This is a genomic window from Bradyrhizobium sp. 45 (assembly GCF_023073155.1).
Classification (GTDB): domain Bacteria; phylum Pseudomonadota; class Alphaproteobacteria; order Rhizobiales; family Xanthobacteraceae; genus Bradyrhizobium; species Bradyrhizobium canariense_D.
The window spans coordinates 71,272-89,740 of record NZ_JADPIX010000155.1 but is presented as its reverse complement, the minus strand read 5'-3'; the positions used below and the strand labels follow the sequence as shown (position 1 = coordinate 89,740).

Sequence of the window (18,469 nt, the reverse complement as noted above, 5' to 3'; positions counted from 1 at the left end):
TTCACAGTGCCAGCCAATTTGTCCGCCCGCCTCTGTTCGCTCCTGCTCTCGTTCTTCCTGATCGCGTTCGCACTGCCGGCCTTGGCCGGCCCGTTCGAGGATGCGGTCGCCAAATTCGCCAACGACGATTATTCCGACACGGAGGAGGCGATCGGCGTGGTCGCAAGCAGCGGCAATACGCTGGCCTTTCCGATCATCAGCGCGCTCCAGGACGGCCGGCTCATGGCCGACCCTGATAGCAAGAAGGTTTACGTCAGCGGCACCGACGGCAAGTCGATCGATGCCACGACCGGTCAGGCCGTGGCCAGCGTGCCCGACAGTGCGAGCGCGGTCCGCCTCAACAACCGCCTTCGCCGCAGCGTCGATGCGGCGATCGGCAGCCTGACGCTGCAGTCACCCGACATCGGAGCGCGGCTCCAGGCCGCGCAATCCGTCTTCAAGTCGCATGAGGAGACGTCGCTCGAAGCGGTCGATGGCGCGCTCGCCAAGGAAACCAACCGATCCGTCAAGGCTGCGCTGGGCGACGCCCGCGCGGCGATCCTGTTGTTCAAGCCGGATGCCACCGAGCTCGAGAAGCTCGAAGCCGTTGCCACCATCAAGGCGCGCGGCGACCAGGAGGCGATGGCGCTGCTGACCGGCATGGGCGACCAGCCGGCCTCGGTGACCAAGGCTGCCGCGAGCGCAATCGGCTCGATCCAGAGTTCGCTCGCGGTCTGGTCGATGGTGCAGAATGCCTGGTACGGCCTCTCGCTCGGTTCGGTGCTGCTGCTTGCTGCGATCGGGCTTGCCATCACGTTCGGCGTGATGGGCGTCATCAACATGGCCCATGGCGAGATGGTGATGATCGGGGCCTACACCACCTTCGTGGTGCAGGAGGTGATCCGTACCCGCTATCCCGTCCTGTTCGACTATTCGCTGCTGATCGCCGTGCCGCTCGCCTTCCTGGTGGCCGGCGCGCTCGGCGTCGTGATCGAGCGCAGCATCATCCGCTTTCTCTATGGCCGTCCGCTGGAGACGCTGCTGGCGACCTGGGGCCTGTCGCTGGTGCTGCAGCAGGCCGTGCGCACCATGTTCGGCCCGACCAACCGCGAGGTCGGCAACCCCTCCTGGATGAGCGGCGCGTTTGAGATCGGCCAGATCACGGTCACCTATAACCGGCTCTGGATCCTTGTCTTCACGCTCGCGGTGTTCGTCATTCTGCTCGCGATGCTGCGCTACACGGCACTCGGGCTCGAGATGCGCGCGGTGACACAGAACCGGCGCATGGCGGCTTCGATGGGCATCGCCACTTCGCGGGTCGACGCGCTGACTTTTGGTCTCGGCTCGGGCATTGCGGGCATCGCCGGCGTGGCGCTGTCGCAGATCGACAATGTCAGCCCCAATCTCGGCCAGAGCTACATCATCGACAGCTTCATGGTCGTGGTGTTCGGTGGCGTCGGCAATCTCTGGGGCACGCTGGTCGGCGCCTTCACGCTCGGCATCGCCAACAAATTCCTGGAGCCGGTCGCCGGCGCCGTGCTCGGCAAGATCGCCATCCTCGTTCTCATCATCCTGTTCATTCAAAAACGGCCGCGCGGCCTGTTCGCGCTCAAGGGCCGCGCGGTGGAAGCATGACCCCTCACATGCTGACGCGATCGCTGGACCGCGGCGCGACCATCTTCCTTGCCATCGTCGTGGCCTGCGGCATCCTCATCCCGCTCTCCAACCTGCTGCTGCCCGCAGGTTCGTTCCTGCAAGTGCCGACCTATCTCGTCGCGCTCTGGGGCAAATATGTCTGCTACGCGATCCTGGCGCTCTCGATCGACCTGATCTGGGGCTATTGCGGCATCCTCTCGCTCGGTCACGGTGCCTTCTTCGCGCTCGGCGGCTACGCGATGGGCATGTACCTGATGCGGCAGATCGGCAGCCGCGGCGTCTACGGCAATCCGATTCTGCCGGACTTCATGGTGTTCCTGAACTATTCGAAGCTGCCCTGGTACTGGTACGGCTTTGACATGTTCTGGTTTGCCGCGCTGATGGTGCTGATCGTGCCGGGCCTGCTCGCCTTTTCCTTCGGCTGGCTCGCCTTCCGCTCGCGCGTCACTGGCGTGTATCTGTCAATCATCACCCAGGCGATGACCTATGCACTGCTGCTCGCCTTTTTCCGCAACGATTTCGGCTTCGGCGGCAACAACGGCATGACCGACTTCAAGGACATCTTGGGCTTCAACGTGCAGGCCGAGGGCACGCGTGCTGCGCTGTTCGCGCTGAGCTGCCTGGCGCTGATCGCCGGCTTTCTGATCTGCCGCGCCATCGTCTCGTCCAAGCTCGGCAAGGTGCTGATCGCCGTGCGCGATGCGGAATCGCGCACGCGCTTCCTCGGCTACCGGGTCGAATCCTACAAGCTGTTCGTGTTCACAGTGTCGGCCTGCATGGCCGGCGTCGCCGGCGCGCTCTATGTGCCGCAGGTCGGCATCATCAACCCGAGCGAATTCGCGCCGGGCAATTCGATCGAGGCCGTGATCTGGGTCGCGGTCGGCGGCCGCGGTACGCTGGTCGGCGCCGCGCTCGGCGCCGTCGTCGTCAACTACGCAAAGACGTTCTTCACCTCCGGCATGCTCGCGCCCTACTGGCTGTTCATGCTGGGTGCCATGTTCATCCTGGTAACGTTGCTGCTGCCTAAGGGCATCGTCGGCACTTTCAACGCCTGGTGGGACTCGTCGAAGGAAAGGCGCGACGCCGCGACCATTGCGAGCGCCGCGGCCGAAGACGGCGTCACCCAACCCAAAATGGCGGAGGAGGCGCAATGAACGTCATGGACACCCGCGCGACCTCCGCAATGCTGTATCTCGACGGTGTGCACGTCTCGTTCGACGGCTTCCACGCCATCAACAACCTCTCGTTGACGCTCGAGCCCGGCGAGATGCGCGCCATCATCGGCCCGAACGGCGCCGGCAAGACCACGATGATGGACATCATCACCGGAAAGACCAAGCCCGACGAAGGCACCGTGCTGTTCGACGGAGTCACCGATCTGACGCGACTGGACGAGACCCGCATCGCCGAGCTCGGCATCGGCCGTAAATTCCAGAAGCCGACCGTGTTCGAGAGCCAGACCGTGCAGGACAATTTGCTGCTCGCGCTCAATGTCGACCACAGCGTCAAGGGTACGCTGTTCTGGCGCGGCAGCCGGGCGGAGGCCGAGCAGATCGACAAGGTGCTGGAGACGATCCGCCTCACCGATGCCCGCAACCGTCTCGCCGGCAGCCTCAGCCACGGCCAGAAGCAGTGGCTCGAGATCGGCATGCTGCTCGCCCAGGATCCGAAACTACTGCTCGTCGACGAGCCCGTCGCCGGCATGACCGACGTCGAGACGCATCTCACCGCCGAGCTGCTCAAGGAAATCAACAAGACCCACACCGTGATGGTGGTCGAGCACGACATGACATTCGTGCGCGAGCTCGGCGTCAAGGTCACTTGCTTGCACGAGGGTACCGTGCTCGCGGAAGGCACCATCGACCAGGTCTCGTCCAACGAGCGGGTCATCGAAGTTTATCTGGGGCGCTGAGCGATGCTTGAGGTCAAGGACATCAACCTGTTCTACGGCGCGGCGCAGGCACTACGCGGCGTGTCGATTGCGGCCGAGCCCGGCAAGGTCACCTGCGTGCTCGGGCGCAACGGCGTCGGCAAGACCTCGCTCCTGCGTGCCATGGTCGGGCAGTACCCGATCTCCTCGGGCGCCATCGTGCTCGACGGCAACGATATCACGGGCCTGAAACCCTATGAGCGCGCGCGCAAGGGTATCGGCTTCGTGCCGCAGGGGCGCGAGATATTTCCGCTTCTGACGGTCGAGGAGAATCTCAAGACCGGCTTCGGGCCGCTCAGGCGCGAGGACAAGCACATTCCGGACGACGTGTACTCCCTGTTTCCGGTGCTGCAATCCATGCTCGGACGGCGTGGCGGCGATCTCTCCGGCGGCCAGCAGCAACAGCTCGCGATCGGGCGCGCGCTGGTGATGCGGCCGAAGCTGCTGCTGCTCGACGAGCCGACCGAGGGCATCCAGCCCTCGATCATCAAGGACATCGGCCGTGCCATCTCGTACCTGCGCAATCTCGGCAACATCGCCATCGTGCTGGTCGAACAATATCTCGACTTTGCCTGCGAACTCGGCGACAGTTTTGCGGTGATGGATCGCGGCGCGGTGAAGTTCACCTGCGACCGCTCCAATCTCGACGCGAGCGAAATCAGCCGCCAGATGGCGCTGTAGGCCATTCTGCCGCGACCGGCTGGGGGGCGGATGCGCAGCGACGTTCTAACGGCATCTTCGGTGTTCGACGCCAACCGTGCCCGCGGCGCGGTGCGCTTCGACGTCCACGCGCGCGACGGTGTGACACGTCGCGGGATATTGCATGAGTCCGGCTCCCTGCGCGTGCGCTTCCCTTCGCCGGAGGACGAGGGGCTCTCCGGCGTGTTCGTCAACACGGCCGGTGGTGTCGCCGGCGGCGATCGCTTCGACATCGAGATCGCTGCCGCAGATGGTTCGAAGCTGACGCTGACGACGGCGGCCGCGGAAAAGGTCTATCGCGCGCCCGGTCAGGCGGCGGAGCTCAATATCGCACTGAACGTTGCCGCAGGCGCACATCTCGGCTGGCTGCCGCAGGAGACGATCCTGTTCGACCGCGCGCGCGTGCGTCGTCGCTTCGACATAGACCTCGATGCGACTGCCTCGCTCCTGCTGTGCGAGATCGTGGTGTTCGGCCGTACCGCGATGGGCGAACGGATGGAGCAGGGTGAGTTCGTCGATCGCTGGCGGCTGCGTCGCGGCGGCAAGCTAGTGTTCGCCGAGACCGTCAGGCTCGACGGCAATATTGGCGCAAAGCTTGCGCGATCGGCGGTGGCCAGGGGCGGCGCTGCGATTGGCACGGCGCTGATCGTGCCCGGCGACGAGGCCCTGATCGAGCGCATCCGCGAGGCCTCGGAATCCTTCGCCAGCGAGGTCGGGATATCCGCCTGGAATGGCTTTGCAATGGCGCGGTTCTGTGCCCAAGATGCGGCGCGTCTGCGCGCAGACATGATGACCGTGCTGGCGCGCACCGGCGCGGCGCTGCCGCGGCTCTGGTTGAATTGACGAAGTGAACGGAAGAGATTTCGTATGAACCTGTCTCCTCGCGAAAAGGACAAGCTTCTGATCTCGATGGCGGCGATCGTGGCCCGCCGCCGGCTGGATCGCGGCGTCAAGCTCAACCATCCGGAGGCGATCGCGCTCATCTCCGATTTCATCCTCGAAGGCGCGCGGGATGGCCGCACCGTCGCCGAGTTGATGCAATCGGGTGCGCAGGTTCTCACCCGCGACCAGGTGATGCCGGGCATTCCCGAGATGATCCACGACATCCAGGTCGAGGCGACGTTTCCGGACGGGACCAAGCTCGTCACTGTGCACGAGCCGATCAGGTAGGAGCGAAGCATGATCCCCGGCGAACTCTTCATCCAGGACGGCGAGATCGAGCTCAACGCCGGCCGCAAGACGGTGACGCTGACGGTCGCCAACACCGGCGACCGCCCGATCCAGGTCGGCTCGCACTACCATTTCTTCGAGACCAACCCGGCCCTGAAGTTCGACCGCAAGAAGGCCCGCGGCATGCGCCTCGACATCGCCGCCGGCACCGCGGTCCGCTTCGAGCCCGGCCAGACCCGCGACGTCCAACTCGTCGCGGTGGCCGGCAAGAAGACCATCTACGGCTTCCGCGGCGACGTGATGGGGAAGCTGTGAATTCCACAGGAACGAGCGTGGCGCGGCATGGTTGAGGCGAAAACGGAGGACTTTGCCATGCTGTCACCTGTCCGCCTCGTCTCCGAAGCCGCCGAACTCGCCGCGCGCCGTCACAACGGCATGGCGCGCAAGGGCCGCGGTCATGAGCCTTACATCAACCACCTCGCCGAGGTCGCGAACCTGCTTGCGACCGCGACCGACGGCGCCGACGCCGAACTGGTTGCAGCCGGCTGGCTGCATGATGCGATCGAGGACACCGACACCACGCGCGAGGAGCTCGCGCAAAAATTCTCCGACCGTGTCGCGTCGCTTGTCGACGAGTGCACCGACGATATGAGCCTGTCGAAGCCGGAGCGGCGGCGGCGTCAGGTGCTCGACGCACCGAAAAAATCGGCTGGCGCCAGGCTGATCAAGATCGCCGACAAGATCAGCAATATCGGCGCGCGCGTACATTCGGATCCGACGGCCGAGGAACGTGACGATCTCGTCGATTATACCGACTGGGCCGAACAGGTTGTCGCTGGTTGCCGCGGCGGTAACTCTTGGCTCGATACGACCTTCGACGACATGGTGCTCACAGCGAGAACCTCTCTGTGAGCACCGATCCAGAATTCAAACGCAAACGGGGCTTGTGATGTCCGTCAAAATAAAGCGTTCCGTCTATGCCGACATGTTCGGCCCGACCACCGGCGACAAGGTGCGGCTGGCCGACACGGATCTCATCATCGAGGTCGAGAAGGACTTCACCAGCTACGGCGAGGAAGTGAAGTTCGGCGGCGGCAAGGTGATCCGCGACGGCATGGGCCAGTCGCAGGTCACCAACAGGCAGGGCGCGGCCGACACAGTCATCACCAATGCGCTGATCGTCGATCACTGGGGCATCGTGAAGGCCGACGTCGCGATCAAGGACGGCATGATCGCCGGCATCGGCAAGGCCGGCAATCCCGACATCCAGCCCGGTGTCACCATCATCATCGGCCCCGGCACGGACGTGATCGCGGGTGAAGGCAAGATCCTCACCGCGGGCGGCTTCGACAGCCACATCCATTTCATCTGTCCGCAGCAGATCGAGCACGCGCTGATGTCGGGCGTCACCTCGATGCTAGGGGGCGGCACCGGCCCCTCGCACGGCACGTTCGCCACCACCTGCACGCCGGGGCCGTGGCACATGGGGCGGATGATCCAATCGTTCGACGCATTCCCGGTCAATCTCGGCGTCTCCGGCAAGGGCAACGCCTCGCGGCCCGCCGCGCTGGTCGAGATGATCAAGGCCGGCGCCTGTGCGCTGAAGCTGCACGAAGACTGGGGCACCACGCCTGCCGCGATCGACAATTGCCTGTCGGTCGCCGACGACTACGACATCCAGGTGATGATCCACACCGACACGCTCAACGAATCCGGCTTCGTCGAGGATACGATCAAGGCGTTCAAAGGCCGCACCATCCACGCCTTCCACACCGAGGGCGCCGGCGGCGGTCACGCCCCCGATATCATCAAGGTCGCAGGGCTGAAGAACGTGCTGCCGTCCTCGACCAACCCGACGCGGCCCTTCACGCGCAACACCATCGACGAGCATCTGGACATGCTGATGGTGTGCCACCACCTCGATCCCTCGATCGCGGAAGACCTGGCGTTCGCCGAAAGCCGCATTCGCAAGGAGACCATCGCGGCCGAGGACATCCTGCATGATCTCGGCGCGCTCTCGATGATCTCCTCGGACTCCCAGGCCATGGGCCGCCTCGGCGAGGTCATCATCCGGACCTGGCAGACCGCCGACAAGATGAAGAAGCAGCGCGGTTCGCTGCCGCAGGACAAGGGCAAGGACAACGACAATTTCCGCGTCAAGCGCTACATCGCCAAATACACGATCAATCCCGCGATCGCCCATGGCGTTTCGAAGCTGATCGGCTCGGTGGAGAAGGGCAAGCTCGCCGATCTCGTGCTGTGGTCGCCGGCCTTCTTCGGCGTCAAGCCGGATTGCGTCGTCAAGGGCGGCATGATCGTCGCCGCTCCCATGGGCGATCCCAACGCCTCGATCCCGACCCCGCAGCCGGTGCATTATCAGCCGATGTTCGGCGCCTTCGGCAAGGCGCGCACCGCGTCCTCGGTGGTGTTCACCTCGAAGGCCGCCATCACCGGCGGCCTCGCGCGTAAGCTCGGCATCGACAAGAAGCTCTATGCGGTCCAGAACACCCGCGGAAAAATCTCGAAGAAAAGCATGATCCACAACGACGCCACGCCCAATATCGAGGTCGATCCTGAGACCTATGAGGTCCGCGCCGACGGCGAGCTTTTGACCTGCGCCCCCGCCGAGGTGCTGCCGATGGCGCAGCGATATTTCATGTACTGAAATAGCGCCTCAACGCATGTCCCAGGACCATGTCCTGGTCGCATATCCGGGAGCGGCTTTTCCGGGTTTTGCGTTCGATCCCGCCTGGTCTAAGGTCCCGCCCGGTATCTGAAGCCCAGAAGAAAAGCCGGGAGGATTTCTCGTGATCTACGTCGTCGCCACCTTGACCATCAAGCCTGAAACGCGCGCCGAATTCATTGCAGCCGCCACCGCCTGCATCAAGGAGACGCGGAAAGAGCCCGGCAATATCGCCTATGATCTGCATGAGAGCGTCACCGATCCCGCCAAGATGGTGTTCGTCGAGCAGTGGGAGAATGCCGAGGCGCTGGTGCCGCATCGCGCCATGGAGCACATGAAGACGTTCGGCCGCGTCGCGGTGAAGTGTTTTACGGCGCCGCCGAAGATCGAAGTGATCACGCCCGAGAAGGTCGAGACACGGTAACGGGGTAAACGCGGATGATCCGGGCGACGCAGGTCAGGGGACAACACCGCTTCGCGGAAGCGCCGGCGGATACGGTCGTGCTCGATTTCGACGATCGGCACCGCCGCCGCATGGCAATGACGGGGACGCGGGGACTCGAGTTCCTGCTCGACCTGGAGAATGCCGTCGCGCTGCGCGGCGGCGATGCGCTGGTGTTGGAGGACGGCCGGCTGGTCGAGGTGGTCGCTGCGCCCGAGCCGCTGCTCGAGATCCGCGGCCACGATCCGCACCACCTTATTCGTGTCGGCTGGCATCTCGGCAATCGCCATCTGCCGACGCAGATCATGGCCAAGAGCCTGCGCATCCGCCGCGACCACGTCATCGAAGCCATGGTGAAGGGCCTCGGCGCGCGCGTGATCGAGATCGAGGCGCCGTTCGATCCCGAAGGCGGCGCCTATGCGGATGCCGGACATGCGCATGGACACGACGACCACGCGCATCACGATCACGGCCACGATGATCATCACGGTCATGATCACCATCATGATCATGCCGCACATGGCGACGGTCACGATCACCATCACCACCACGACGAGCATTGCGATCACCCGGACCATCACCACGGCCACAAGCATGCTCATGACCACAAATGAGCCGGTCGCGGCCCGCGACCTCGCGGAGTGCGAGGCGGCGGCGCTGTACCGGTTGATGACCTGGCTGTCGCCGGCGTTTCCCGTCGGGGGCTTTTCCTACTCCAGCGGCATCGAATGGGCGGTCGAAGCCGGTGACATCAACGACACCGCGTCGCTGGCGGACTGGCTCGATGCGATGCTTCGCGATGGCTCTGGCTTCTGCGATGCGACGTTTCTGGTCCACGCCTATCGCGCCACTGAAGCGGGCGAGGGCGACACCTTGGGCGATATCGCCGAGCTCGCCGCGGCCTTCGTGCCGTCGCGCGAGCGGCAGCTGGAGACGACATCGCAGGGCCGTGCCTTCATCGACATCGCCCGCGCCGCGTGGGATGCAGACGGGCTGGATGCGATGGTTGCGGCATGCCGTACGCCACTGGTCTATCCCGTTGCCGTTGGCGTGGTCGCTGCGATGCACGGCGTGCCGCTGGCGCCGACGCTGCACGCCTTCCTGCATGCGCTGGTCTCGAACTGGATTTCCGCGGCCAGCCGGCTCATTCCGCTCGGCCAGACCGACAGCCAGCGCGTGCTGGTGAGGCTGGAAGCCGCGGTTGCCGCGACGGCGAATCGTGCGCTGAATGCGACATTGGACGATGTCGGCGGCGCGACGTTCCGCGCCGACCTCGCCAGCGTGCGGCACGAGACGCAATATACGCGGCTGTTCAGATCTTGAGCGGGTTCGTCGCTTTCACTGTCGTCCTGGCGAAAGCCAGGACCCATAACCACGGGTGCGCGTGGTTATGCACAGATGTGGCTGCAGCGTGCCGTGACAATCGGATTCAGTGGTAACGGGTCCTGGCTTTCGCCAGGACGACGATAGGAAAAAAAGCAATGGCTACATCTCACGGCCCCTTGCGTGTCGGCATCGGCGGTCCGGTCGGATCGGGCAAGACTGCGCTGATGGACCTGCTCTGCAAGACCATGCGCGAGCGCTACGACATCGCCGCGATCACCAACGACATCTACACCAAATGGGATGCGGAATTCCTGGTACGCTCGGGCTCGCTGACGCCGGATCGCATTGCCGGGGTCGAGACCGGCGGCTGCCCGCACACCGCGATCCGCGAGGACGCCTCGATGAATCTCGCCGCGGTGGCGGATATGCGCGCCAAGTTTCCCGGACTCGATCTCGTGCTGATCGAATCCGGCGGTGATAACCTCGCTGCCACTTTTTCCCCGGAGCTCGCCGATCTCACCATTTACGTCATCGACGTGGCGGCCGGCGACAAGATCCCGTCCAAGGGCGGCCCCGGCATCACCCGGTCCGACCTCCTTGTCATCAACAAGATCGACTTGGCGCCCCATGTCGGCGCCTCCCTGGAAAAGATGGAGACGGACGCCAGGCGGATGCGCGGCGAGCGGCCGTTCGTCATGACCAACCTGAAAAAGAGCCAGGGGCTGGACCGCATCATCGGCTTCATTGAGGCCAAAGGCGGCTTGAAACGGGCCGGCTGACCGGCGCGACGACCTAACGCAGGCGTTTCCCCCGTTAACACCGTGGGCAGAGCCGTGTCCGCGGAACAAATTTCGGTCACGGCAATTGATTACCTCCGGTGCCCGGAGCAAATCCAACTCGGCCGGACCATCGGCGGGCCGATTTAAGCTTCTCAGGCGACCAAGTTGCGTACCGATGCCTCCTCCTTCATTATCTCGGCGATTGGGGTTCACCCTGTTTCGGCACGTGCCCGTTCGAGCGGCGTCCATATGCTCCGTATTTATTGCCGACCTCCTGCTTTCGCCTGAGTAGTCGCGTGGTCCGGCTGGGTTTCATCATCGGCTTCATTGCTCTTCTCGGGGCCTTGCTCTCCGGGCTTGCGGCTTATCGCGTCCACGACCAGGAGCTGGCGCTGGACCGGATCGCGCTGGCGCGCGCGATCGATGTCCATGCGAGCCTGGTCCAGGACCGGCTCACCGAGCGCGAACTGCTCGCGCGGGTTGCCTCCGGCCTGTTCCGGGCGCCGTCGGTGCTCAAGCCCAACATGCTCGAGCCGCTGCGCTCGGCCATCTACGCCTTCAAGACCGATTTCGTGGTGGCGGGCTGGGTCGCCCGCCTGAAGCCGAACGAGCTTGCCGCAGCACAAGCCGCGATCGCGAGCGCCGGCTTCCCCAATCCGCGAATCCGCAGCTATGAGGACAAGCCGATCGATCCGGCAGGTGTCACCCAGCCGATCGATGTGCTGATGGATCTCGAGCCGCGCAGCAACGAGACCAAGGGGCTGCCCGGCCGCAGTTACGACCAGGATCAGGTGCGCGGCGCCATGCTGGCGCGCGCCAGAGTGGAGAAGAGGTCGGTTGCCTCAGAACCGGTTGCCCTCCTGCGTGGCGACGGGTCGATCGGCATCATTGTGGCGGCTCCCGTCATCCCGGAGGGCGCGACGGAGCCGGCGGGCTTCATCACATTTTCCTATGAGCTCTCTTCCCTGATGCTGACCAACGACGACATGTCGTTGTTCGCGGTTGCGCTGAAGGATCCGCGCCGGGAGGGTGGCGAGTTGGTCGCCAACGATCAAGGCGTGGTCTCGGCCCGCCCGACAGCGGCCGATGGGCCGGCGCCGTCGGCGACGCGCACGGTGAGCTTCGGTGGTCGCGACTGGCAGCTCGGCTATTACGCCAAGACCAATTCGGCGCGCCGCGCCGAGCAGACTGCGATCATCGTGGCGGCGATCGGCCTTGCGATCACCGCGATGGTGTGCGGCCTGTTCGGCTATGTCGCCTACAACAATTTGCGGCTCAGCCGGGAAATCCAGGTCAGAATCGGCTTCGAGCGCCGGCTGACGGCTGTCATCGACGAGCTCAACCATCGGGTCAAAAACATCCTGGCGGTGATCCAGTCGATCGTGACCCGCACGCTGCGCCATGGCTCCGACATCGATGTCGCGCGCGAGCTCCTGATCGGCCGCATCCACGCCATGTCCAACGTCGTCTCGCTGCTCAGCGAGAGCCAGTGGCAGGGTGTCAAGCTGAAGGGCCTGTTCGAGGCGCGCGCCATCCCGCATGCCGACCGCATTGCCGTCACCGGTCCTGATATCGCAGTCAGCGCGCGCGCGGCGCAGAGTCTGTCGCTGCTGTTCTTCGAGCTCGCCTCGCACTCCGACGAGGGCCTGTCGCTTGTCGGCAAGCATCCGCACATCACTGCCAATTGGACGGTGACGAACGAGGGGTCCGGCGAGGTCTTCTATTTCCGCTGGGAGGAGTTCAACACCAGCGAAGCGACGCGCCGCCCCGATTCCGACTTCGGCCTGATCCTGCTCGACCGCGTCGCGCCCGAGGCGCTCGGCGGCACCGCCAAGCGCTATTTCACCGATGTCTCCTATGTCTACGAGCTGACCGCGCCGATGGAGACGGTCGAGGACATGACCGAGCGCGACCGCACCGACAAGCTGTCAGCACCGATCCGGCCTGCGCGGTAATTCGAGGCTAGCTCTTCGGCCGCAGCACGAGGTCAACCAGGGTCCGCGCGTAGGCCGGCGTGATCGGCGCGATGCCGAAGACGTAGCGGTAGAACAGGCTGCCATAGATCGCGTCGTAGAGATCCTGGGGCGGTGCTTCCGCCAGAATGCTGCCGTCGTTCTGGCCCGCGGCGATCATCTCGATCAGCGCGTCGCGGCGGAATTGCAGGTAGCGGGCGTAGAACAGCTCCGCCGAGCCGGTCTTGGAGATGCATTCGGAGATGACGGCGAGCTGGACCTTGCCGAACTCGCCCTGGAGGGCTTCGGCATAGGCGGCGGCATGGCGGCGTGCGCGCGCGGCGGGGCTGCCCGAGCTTGCATGCGGCAGCGGCAGCATCTGCGCGGCATGGTGAAGAAAGGCGTCGATCAGCAAGGCTTCGCGCGACGGCCACCATTTGTAGATCGTCATCTTGGAGACGCTGGAGTGGCGCGCGATCGCGTCAATGGTGGTGGCGGCAAGGCCGGTAGTGGCCATCAGCGCATAGGCGCTTTGGAGAATGGCGTTGGTGGTCTCGATCGACCTTGGCCGGCCGCGCCGGGGCGCGCCGTCGGCTCCCTCATCCCCGCCATTCGCCATCACCACGCCCGGCCTCCCCATGCAATCCGCTGCCGCTCCGCATAGCCCAGCCGTAATGGCCGGCCTAGGGGAATCGGAAGGTGCCGGGTTAGGCCTGTTGCCGCAAGGCCGCGGGCAGGTCCTGCCGCTTCGACCAGGCGATGTAATATGCGACCGCGGCCATCGCCGCGAAGCCGGCCAGGCTCACGGCAATCTGCATCACCACCAAATTGGCGCCGGTGATCAGGATGAGATGGCCGGCAAACGACAGGAACACGCCGACGCAGAACACCGCGAGCCATTCCTCGCCGCATCTGATCACCGCCTGAAGCGGCTTCAGTCGCAGGCCGGGATGATCGGCCGGGACGAAATATGTCGCGAGGAAAGCGAGCGCGAGGAAGTGGACCACGCGATAGGGGGCGAGGTCTTCCTTGTCGGTCGGCGTGATGGTGTTGAGCGCGATATCCGGCAAATAGGCCGCTAGCGTCGGCGAGTGTCGCATCAGCGTGATTGCCATCGCGAATACGAGATAGGCGCCTGCGAGCACGCGCAGCCAGGACAGGCCATGCAGCGCGCGGCCCGACGTGCCGGTCACGGCAAACCAGCCGCCCAGCACCATCAGCATCTGCCAGCAGAACGGGTTGAAGGTCCACTCCTGGTCCGGATAAACCCGGAAATTCCAGCCGAACCAGCGCGCCGCAACGTACAGCGCGACCGACGCCGCCAGCGTCAGGTTCGGACGCCGCAACAGCCCCCACAGCGCGAGTGGAAGGAGGGCCATCAGCGGGATCATCAGCTGAAGAAGATCGAGGTTCAGCGGCTCTTCCTGAAGCACCAGTCCGCGTATCAGGATCCGCAGCGGATGCTCGATGATGCCCGAGATGTTGTATTCGTTGATGATCTCGGGCGCCATCGATTGCGAGGCGACATAGGCGATGGCGTCGATGTAGATCACGAACAGGACGACATAGGCGGCGTAGAGCCGCCACATGCGCTGGAAGATGCGCGTCGCCGCGACGACGTAGCCGCGCTCCAGGGCGATCTTGCCGTGAATGATGGCCATGCCATAGCCGGCCACGAACACGAACAAGTCTGCGGCGCCGCTGAAGCCGAAATTGCGCAGCGTCAGCAAATTGACGACGTTGTTCGGGATGTGGTCGACGAAAACCGACCAGTTGGCGATACCGAGCGTCAAATAGAGCCGGGGGTCGTGTTGAAATGCGGCGAGGTTCGCCTGGACGGACGGTTTCATCGAAAAAATGGCTTTTGGAATCAGGGGCGCTGCTTTTAGCGGCAACCGCCTGCCTATCCGAGTAGCGTTTGCGTGATGGCGCAGGCAAACGGCGCGAAATTGGCGCGGGGCCGCCGGTGCCGATTGGATAGGCGCGTTCGCGGGACCCGTGACGAAATTTTCTAACCCGGTAGCTGCTACTCGGCAGGCTCAGCCGAGGCCTCGTCGGGTACGCCGGCGCGGCTCGCCATGAGTCCGAGGGCGACGCCGCCGATCGCCAGGATCGGCAACAGCCGCTTGATCCCGATGGCGCGAACGATCTGGAGACCGGTGGCGAGCAGCATGGGGTCCGCGAGCATGCTCGAGGCCGCCGATTTCGTGGCGCGCTCGGCCGCGATATGAGCTTGCTTGCGCAGCTGCCGTTTGTAGACCCAATAGCTCACCGCCGCGGTGAGGGTCAGCAGAAAGAAAATGCCCGCACCGGCGAGGCAGGCCTGCACCGGACCATATTTGTTGAGCACCGAAATGAATGCCGCCGCGCACAGGAAGCACGTGGTGATGAAGAGTGCGAACGCCGCGCCTGCTGCCAGCGAGGTCAGCCGCACAGTGGTGCCGGTGGATGCGCTGATCCCGTCGATGATGCGCTGAAACATGGTCTTGCTCCTCAGATCCCCACAAGCCGGCACCGGCGGCGCCGCTGCGCCACCGTCTCGATACCCGTTCGCGATCTCAGCGACGCCAGACCGCGCCGATCAGGAAGCCGATGCCGAGCGCAAGCCCGACGGTCGCGAGCGGCCGCTGCGTGATCGCGTCCTCCAGCGTCTCCTCGATCGAGCCGTAGGCCTCCTGTGCCGCGCCCATCATCGCGCTGCCGCGTTCCGACATGTCGTCGATCGCGGAATCCACGTTTTCGCGCGCTTGGCTATAGCCGCGGCGGGCTTGCTTGCTGGAGGAGTTGGCAAAAGTATTGAGCGCGTCGGTGATCTGATCAGTGAGGGCGGCGATATCGCTTTTCACGGCTGCTACATCCTTCTCGAGGCGTTCTCTGGTGGCTTTGTCGGTCCAGTCTCTCATCCCGGCTTCGGCATTGGTGGTGGACATCAGGGGCTCCGGGCTGTTGACGGTTGAGACAGCCGGGAAACGTTTCGTCGTGGTGTAAGTTCCGTTCACGGAAACCGGTCAGTCCTGCGGGAGCTGCGGCGAATCCTCAGGCAACAGATGCTCCTTCAGGATCAGGGCGACGATCAGCAGCGGCGACGATAGGAACGCGCCCATCGGGCCCCACAGCCAGGTCCAGAACGCCAGCGCCAGCAGCACCGCGAGCGCATTGAGCGCCAGCCGCCGGCCGATGATGGTCGGCGTGACGAAATGTCCCTCCAGGAAGGTGATGCCGCCAAAGGCGAGCGCCGCCATCAGGCCGCCGCTGACGGTCGGGAAGGTGACCAGCCCCACCACGACCAGAATGGCGAACATGGCCACCGGTCCGATGATCGGAATGAAATTGAGGGTGGCCGCCAGCGCGCCGAGGCCAGCCGGATTGGGCATTCCGGTGAGGGCGCAGACGATTCCGGCGGCGACGCCGACGCCGACGTTGATCAGGGTCACAGTCAAAAGGTAGTTGCCGAGATGGACCTCGATCTCGTTGAGGATGCGAAGCGTGCGCAGCCGTGCGTCGTGATCGCTGAAGGTCATGATCATTGCCCGTCGCAGGTCGCGCCAGCTGGCGATGAACAGGATCAGGGTGACGAAGAACAGCAGGAATTCGGTAAAGGTCGGTGACAGGAATTCAATCGTTGGCTGCACCCACTCGAATTTCGGCATCTGGAAGCTTGGCAATCCCTCCGAGCCGCCGAGCATCGTCTGCAGCTCTCGCCACAGCGCCAGCGGCCGGTCGAACACGTGGACCTTGTCTTTCAACTGCGCGCCGAGTTCGGGCAGGCGCGAGCTCCATTCCATCGCCGGCGAGGCGATCAGCGCGACGATGAAGCCGACCACGGCGGTCACCGCGAACACGATCAAGACGGCGGCAAGCCCGCGCGGCACTTTCCGGTACTCCAGAAAGGTCGCTGCCGGCGAGAGCATCGTGCCGGTGACGAACGCCATCACGACAGGCAAAAAGAACGCCTTTCCGACATAGAGCACCGCGACGATTGCGATGAGGAGCAGTCCGGCGAGCGAGAAGGCGACGAGTTCGGTGCGGCGGATCACCGGCGGGAGTTCGCCGTGGCTCTCGGGAAGCGGAGTGCCTTCGCCATTGCCGGGAGTCATACGTTCACTGGGAAGGACGCGCACAATACCTCTCCGGCACGGAGACTTCAGTCCTCGCGCCCATGACCAGGGGAGAACGTCCTCGCGCCCTGCGGGTTCCATCGCGGCTTCGCGAAGAAGCGCTCGCTTGACTCTGACGTCGCTGCTGCATCCCGCCGCGGAACTTGTAGCGGTTGGACCGCGTTGAACAAACCAGCGCATCACCCTGATGCAGGCATCCACACGGGGCAGCACATGACGAAGTTCTCTGCAGTCCGACGCCGCTTATCGCAGCGCCGCATCACCGCTTTTGCCTTTGCAACCGCTTTGCTGGCAGTGCCGTTCGGCGCCGCAAGCGCACAGACGCTGGGCTACACCTATCCGCAAGATCAGGCTTACCCGCAGGACCAGGGCTATTCGCAGGGTTATGCGAGCCCAAGCTATGCGAACCAGGGCTATGCGAACCAAGGCTATGCAAGTCAGAACGCGCAAGCGCCCGACGAGGATGCCGCGCTGCCAGATCGCCTGCGCAGGCAGATTGTCAGCTTCGACCGCAGCGAGCCGGCCGGCACCATCGTCATCGATACCAACAATACTTACCTTTACTATGTGCTCGGCCAGGGCCGCGCGATCCGTTATGGCGTCGGCGTCGGCCGCGAGGGCTTCACCTGGTCGGGCGTGCAGAGCGTCAGCCGCAAGGCGGAGTGGCCGGACTGGCATCCGCCGGCTGAGATGATCGCGCGCCAACCCTATCTGCCCCGCTTCGTCGCTGGTGGCCCCGGCAATCCGCTCGGCGCGCGTGCGATGTATCTCGGGTCGAGCGAATACCGCATCCATGGCACCAACGATCCCACCACGATCGGGAAGTTCGTTTCGTCCGGTTGCATCCGCATGACCAATGAGGATGTCACCGACCTGTTCGGCCGTGTCAATGTCGGCGCCAAGGTGGTCGTGCTACCGAAGAACGCGCCGCTGATGGCGAAAGGCAGTGATTCCGTGCGCAAGCGCCCAGCCGTGACCGCGCTGCCCTCAGGCCGGCAGGCGCTGAACATTTCGAATTCGGCCGTGAACTAAGGGTCGAGTGAGGTCACATGAAGAGACGTTCGATCGGCAAACTCGCCGGGGGCGCGGCGGCGTTCGTCGCCATTGCCTCCTTCGGCCTCGCGCTGACGCCATCCGCCCATGCGGAGGACTTTTTCTCGGCGCTGTTCGGCGGCTTCCGCGGACGGCCGGCGCCCGAGATTCGCATGCCTTTCCAGACCGATGACACGCCGCGCTACGACCCGCCGCGCCAGCGGGCCTCCTACGGTGGCGGCACGGCCTATTGCGTGCGCGGCTGCGACGGACGTTATTTCCCGGCGCAGGGAAACGATTCCGAGAGCAAGGCGCAATCCTGCAAGAGCTTCTGCCCGGCCTCGGAGACCTCGCTGGTCTATGGCGGCAACATCGACGACGCGACGACGGATAAGGGGAAATCCTATTCCGACCTGCCTAACGCGTTCCGCTATCGCAATGAGATTGTCGCAGGCTGTACCTGCAACGGCAAGGATCCGGTCGGGCTCGCTCAGGTCAAGGTCGACGACGATCCCACCTTGCGCAAGGGCGACATCGTCGCGGGCGCGGACGGCCTGGTGGTCGCCAGCCGCAATGCCAACGACCGCCGCGGCGTCGCGATGAATTTCTCGCCGCTGCCCGACTCGGTTCGCGCAAGATTCCGCCAGGTGCCGGTGGTGGCGAAGGAATAGGCCTCAACGTCGTCCTGGCATTCGCCAGGACG

Annotated in this window: 21 protein-coding genes; 16 read left to right on the top strand and 5 right to left on the bottom strand. The window is 64.4% G+C overall.

Going from position 1 to position 18,469, the window contains the following annotated elements:
- The first annotated feature begins 6 nt into the window (after nucleotides 1-6).
- From urtB to IVB42_RS40690, 14 genes are all read left to right on the top strand, one after another.
- A complete protein-coding gene (gene urtB, locus IVB42_RS40755) occupies nucleotides 7-1,614 on the top strand; it encodes an urea ABC transporter permease subunit UrtB (protein ID WP_018454671.1) in 1,608 nt (535 codons plus the stop codon).
- Nucleotides 1,611-2,789, top strand: a complete 1,179-nt coding sequence (urtC, locus tag IVB42_RS40750; RefSeq protein WP_026232788.1) for an urea ABC transporter permease subunit UrtC — start codon at nucleotides 1,611-1,613, stop codon at nucleotides 2,787-2,789. The genes urtB and urtC overlap by 4 nt, the downstream gene beginning before the upstream one ends.
- A complete protein-coding gene (gene urtD, locus IVB42_RS40745; protein WP_018454669.1) occupies nucleotides 2,786-3,547 on the top strand; it encodes an urea ABC transporter ATP-binding protein UrtD in 762 nt (253 codons plus the stop codon). The genes urtC and urtD overlap by 4 nt, the downstream gene beginning before the upstream one ends.
- Nucleotides 3,548-3,550: 3 nt before the next feature.
- A complete protein-coding gene (gene urtE, locus IVB42_RS40740) occupies nucleotides 3,551-4,246 on the top strand; it encodes an urea ABC transporter ATP-binding subunit UrtE (protein ID WP_007599806.1) in 696 nt (231 codons plus the stop codon).
- A 30-nt stretch (nucleotides 4,247-4,276) separates the two neighbouring features.
- Entirely contained in the window at nucleotides 4,277-5,107 is an 831-nt protein-coding gene (locus IVB42_RS40735) for an urease accessory protein UreD (RefSeq protein WP_018454668.1), read from the top strand.
- 24 nt (nucleotides 5,108-5,131) lie between these two features.
- Complete coding sequence (locus IVB42_RS40730) at nucleotides 5,132-5,434, top strand: urease subunit gamma (RefSeq protein ID WP_018454667.1); 303 nt, start codon at nucleotides 5,132-5,134, stop codon at nucleotides 5,432-5,434.
- Nucleotides 5,435-5,443: 9 nt separating this feature from the next.
- Complete coding sequence (locus IVB42_RS40725) at nucleotides 5,444-5,749, top strand: urease subunit beta (RefSeq protein ID WP_007599812.1); 306 nt, start codon at nucleotides 5,444-5,446, stop codon at nucleotides 5,747-5,749.
- 57 nt (nucleotides 5,750-5,806) lie between these two features.
- Complete coding sequence (locus tag IVB42_RS40720; protein WP_026232787.1) at nucleotides 5,807-6,346, top strand: HD domain-containing protein; 540 nt, start codon at nucleotides 5,807-5,809, stop codon at nucleotides 6,344-6,346.
- A gap of 37 nt (nucleotides 6,347-6,383) precedes the next feature.
- Nucleotides 6,384-8,099 carry an urease subunit alpha gene (gene ureC / locus IVB42_RS40715; RefSeq protein ID WP_018454665.1) on the top strand — a complete coding sequence of 572 codons (1,716 nt, stop codon included), beginning with the start codon at nucleotides 6,384-6,386 and terminating at the stop codon, nucleotides 8,097-8,099.
- 142 nt (nucleotides 8,100-8,241) lie between these two features.
- Nucleotides 8,242-8,541, top strand: a complete 300-nt coding sequence (locus IVB42_RS40710) for a putative quinol monooxygenase (RefSeq protein ID WP_007599815.1) — start codon at nucleotides 8,242-8,244, stop codon at nucleotides 8,539-8,541.
- A gap of 14 nt (nucleotides 8,542-8,555) precedes the next feature.
- A complete protein-coding gene (locus tag IVB42_RS40705; RefSeq protein ID WP_018454664.1) occupies nucleotides 8,556-9,173 on the top strand; it encodes an urease accessory protein UreE in 618 nt (205 codons plus the stop codon).
- Complete coding sequence (locus IVB42_RS40700; protein ID WP_018454663.1) at nucleotides 9,154-9,882, top strand: urease accessory protein UreF; 729 nt, start codon at nucleotides 9,154-9,156, stop codon at nucleotides 9,880-9,882. The genes IVB42_RS40705 and IVB42_RS40700 overlap by 20 nt, the downstream gene beginning before the upstream one ends.
- A gap of 158 nt (nucleotides 9,883-10,040) precedes the next feature.
- Complete coding sequence (gene ureG / locus IVB42_RS40695) at nucleotides 10,041-10,664, top strand: urease accessory protein UreG (RefSeq protein ID WP_026232785.1); 624 nt, start codon at nucleotides 10,041-10,043, stop codon at nucleotides 10,662-10,664.
- A gap of 296 nt (nucleotides 10,665-10,960) precedes the next feature.
- Nucleotides 10,961-12,619, top strand: a complete 1,659-nt coding sequence (locus IVB42_RS40690; protein WP_018454661.1) for an HWE histidine kinase domain-containing protein — start codon at nucleotides 10,961-10,963, stop codon at nucleotides 12,617-12,619.
- 7 nt (nucleotides 12,620-12,626) lie between these two features.
- On the opposite strand, the gene IVB42_RS40685 is transcribed toward IVB42_RS40690, so the two are convergent.
- From IVB42_RS40685 to IVB42_RS40665, 5 genes are all read right to left on the bottom strand, one after another.
- Entirely contained in the window at nucleotides 12,627-13,256 is a 630-nt protein-coding gene (locus IVB42_RS40685; RefSeq protein ID WP_026232784.1) for a TetR/AcrR family transcriptional regulator, read from the bottom strand.
- 67 nt (nucleotides 13,257-13,323) lie between these two features.
- Nucleotides 13,324-14,466 carry an OpgC domain-containing protein gene (locus IVB42_RS40680; protein ID WP_018454659.1) on the bottom strand — a complete coding sequence of 381 codons (1,143 nt, stop codon included), beginning with the start codon at nucleotides 14,464-14,466 and terminating at the stop codon, nucleotides 13,324-13,326.
- A 176-nt stretch (nucleotides 14,467-14,642) separates the two neighbouring features.
- Nucleotides 14,643-15,098 carry a hypothetical protein gene (locus IVB42_RS40675; RefSeq protein ID WP_018454658.1) on the bottom strand — a complete coding sequence of 152 codons (456 nt, stop codon included), beginning with the start codon at nucleotides 15,096-15,098 and terminating at the stop codon, nucleotides 14,643-14,645.
- A gap of 76 nt (nucleotides 15,099-15,174) precedes the next feature.
- Nucleotides 15,175-15,546, bottom strand: a complete 372-nt coding sequence (locus IVB42_RS40670) for a DUF883 family protein (protein WP_026232783.1) — start codon at nucleotides 15,544-15,546, stop codon at nucleotides 15,175-15,177.
- Nucleotides 15,547-15,624: 78 nt separating this feature from the next.
- Complete coding sequence (locus tag IVB42_RS40665) at nucleotides 15,625-16,737, bottom strand: AI-2E family transporter (protein ID WP_026232782.1); 1,113 nt, start codon at nucleotides 16,735-16,737, stop codon at nucleotides 15,625-15,627.
- A 210-nt stretch (nucleotides 16,738-16,947) separates the two neighbouring features.
- On the opposite strand from IVB42_RS40665, the gene IVB42_RS40660 reads away from it, so the two are divergent.
- Both IVB42_RS40660 and IVB42_RS40655 read left to right on the top strand, forming a co-directional pair.
- Nucleotides 16,948-17,766, top strand: a complete 819-nt coding sequence (locus IVB42_RS40660) for a L,D-transpeptidase (protein WP_204513289.1) — start codon at nucleotides 16,948-16,950, stop codon at nucleotides 17,764-17,766.
- A 17-nt stretch (nucleotides 17,767-17,783) separates the two neighbouring features.
- Nucleotides 17,784-18,437 carry a DUF2865 domain-containing protein gene (locus tag IVB42_RS40655; RefSeq protein WP_018454654.1) on the top strand — a complete coding sequence of 218 codons (654 nt, stop codon included), beginning with the start codon at nucleotides 17,784-17,786 and terminating at the stop codon, nucleotides 18,435-18,437.
- The last annotated feature ends 32 nt before the right edge of the window (nucleotides 18,438-18,469 follow it).

Bases quoted from the DNA above. Each gene is read 5' to 3' on its own strand.
- urtC (WP_026232788.1), top strand. From the start codon at position 1,611: ATGACCCCTCACATGCTGACGCGATCGCTGGACCGCGGCGCGACCATC.
- urtD (WP_018454669.1), top strand. From the start codon at position 2,786: ATGAACGTCATGGACACCCGCGCGACCTCCGCAATGCTGTATCTCGAC.
- urtE (WP_007599806.1), top strand. From the start codon at position 3,551: ATGCTTGAGGTCAAGGACATCAACCTGTTCTACGGCGCGGCGCAGGCA.
- IVB42_RS40735 (WP_018454668.1), top strand. From the start codon at position 4,277: ATGCGCAGCGACGTTCTAACGGCATCTTCGGTGTTCGACGCCAACCGT.
- IVB42_RS40730 (WP_018454667.1), top strand. From the start codon at position 5,132: ATGAACCTGTCTCCTCGCGAAAAGGACAAGCTTCTGATCTCGATGGCG.
- IVB42_RS40725 (WP_007599812.1), top strand. From the start codon at position 5,444: ATGATCCCCGGCGAACTCTTCATCCAGGACGGCGAGATCGAGCTCAAC.
- IVB42_RS40720 (WP_026232787.1), top strand. From the start codon at position 5,807: ATGCTGTCACCTGTCCGCCTCGTCTCCGAAGCCGCCGAACTCGCCGCG.
- ureC (WP_018454665.1), top strand. From the start codon at position 6,384: ATGTCCGTCAAAATAAAGCGTTCCGTCTATGCCGACATGTTCGGCCCG.
- IVB42_RS40705 (WP_018454664.1), top strand. From the start codon at position 8,556: ATGATCCGGGCGACGCAGGTCAGGGGACAACACCGCTTCGCGGAAGCG.
- IVB42_RS40700 (WP_018454663.1), top strand. From the start codon at position 9,154: ATGCTCATGACCACAAATGAGCCGGTCGCGGCCCGCGACCTCGCGGAG.
- ureG (WP_026232785.1), top strand. From the start codon at position 10,041: ATGGCTACATCTCACGGCCCCTTGCGTGTCGGCATCGGCGGTCCGGTC.
- IVB42_RS40685 (WP_026232784.1), bottom strand. From the start codon at position 13,256: ATGGGGAGGCCGGGCGTGGTGATGGCGAATGGCGGGGATGAGGGAGCC.
- IVB42_RS40680 (WP_018454659.1), bottom strand. From the start codon at position 14,466: ATGAAACCGTCCGTCCAGGCGAACCTCGCCGCATTTCAACACGACCCC.
- IVB42_RS40675 (WP_018454658.1), bottom strand. From the start codon at position 15,098: ATGTTTCAGCGCATCATCGACGGGATCAGCGCATCCACCGGCACCACT.
- IVB42_RS40670 (WP_026232783.1), bottom strand. From the start codon at position 15,546: ATGTCCACCACCAATGCCGAAGCCGGGATGAGAGACTGGACCGACAAA.
- IVB42_RS40660 (WP_204513289.1), top strand. From the start codon at position 16,948: ATGACGAAGTTCTCTGCAGTCCGACGCCGCTTATCGCAGCGCCGCATC.
- IVB42_RS40655 (WP_018454654.1), top strand. From the start codon at position 17,784: ATGAAGAGACGTTCGATCGGCAAACTCGCCGGGGGCGCGGCGGCGTTC.